Here is an 872-nt window from a genome sequence, read left to right on the forward strand (position 1 = left end):
TGGACCACCAATCGCGACGAGGTGCACGTCCTGGGAGCCGTGCGGATCGCGTAACCACGCGGCCCTTTGGGCCGTTGTCGACGGCCGCTTTCGCGGCCGACAGCGAACACGCCAAGGCGCACTTTTTTACCATTGAAGCCTTCGGCAGCATACGGTCGTCCGTCCTCCATGCAAGTGCTTTCGCGGCATATCCTCTCGTCTCTCGCTGCGCTCGGCCGCTCCGGTATTCCACGTCACTTGCACTCCGACCTCCCTCCCTAGCGGCACATACGTGCCTTCAATGGCAAAAAAAGATGGGGAGAACCAAACACACCCCGTTAGTACTATCACCGTCACCAGGAGGACGCGATGGCCCGCAAAATCAAGCACACCAAGAGCCCCGAGCAGCGCCGCGCCGAGGTCGAGGCCCTGCAAGAGTCGATAGCGGAACAGGTCGAGCAACTGCGCCAATCCGAGCAGTGGACCCGGTTCCTCGCATTCGCCCAGACCTTCCACCGCTACAGCCTGAACAACCTTTTGCTGATCCTCGCCCAGAACCCCGAGGCGACCCACGTCGCCGGGTATCGCACCTGGCAGAGCATCGGCCGCCAGGTGCGCAAGGGAGAACGCGGGATCCGCATCTTCGGTGGTCGAGACGTGCGTCGCACCGTCGAGGACGAAGAGACCGGCGAGGAAAGGGAATCGCGCGGCGTGCGCTTCTTCCCCGTCAGCGTGTTCGATAAGGCCCAAACCGACCCCATCGACCCCGATGCCGACGACCCCGGCGAGATCGCCCACCAGCTCACCGGCGAGGACCCCGCCGGAATCTATGAGGCCGTGCGCGACTACCTGACCGGCCAGGGCTGGACCGTGGGGCGCGAACCGATCCCCGG

1 protein-coding gene is annotated in these 872 nt (G+C 64.3%); it reads left to right on the plus strand.

Translation table 11 applies throughout. The features are described from left to right. Nucleotides 1-348: 348 nt before the first annotated feature. Nucleotides 349-872 (plus strand): ArdC family protein (locus tag FK530_RS24330; protein WP_231706782.1); only part of this gene is annotated, 524 nt, incomplete at its 3' end.

Source organism: Tsukamurella conjunctivitidis, from assembly GCF_007858475.1.
Lineage (GTDB): Bacteria > Actinomycetota > Actinomycetes > Mycobacteriales > Mycobacteriaceae > Tsukamurella > Tsukamurella conjunctivitidis.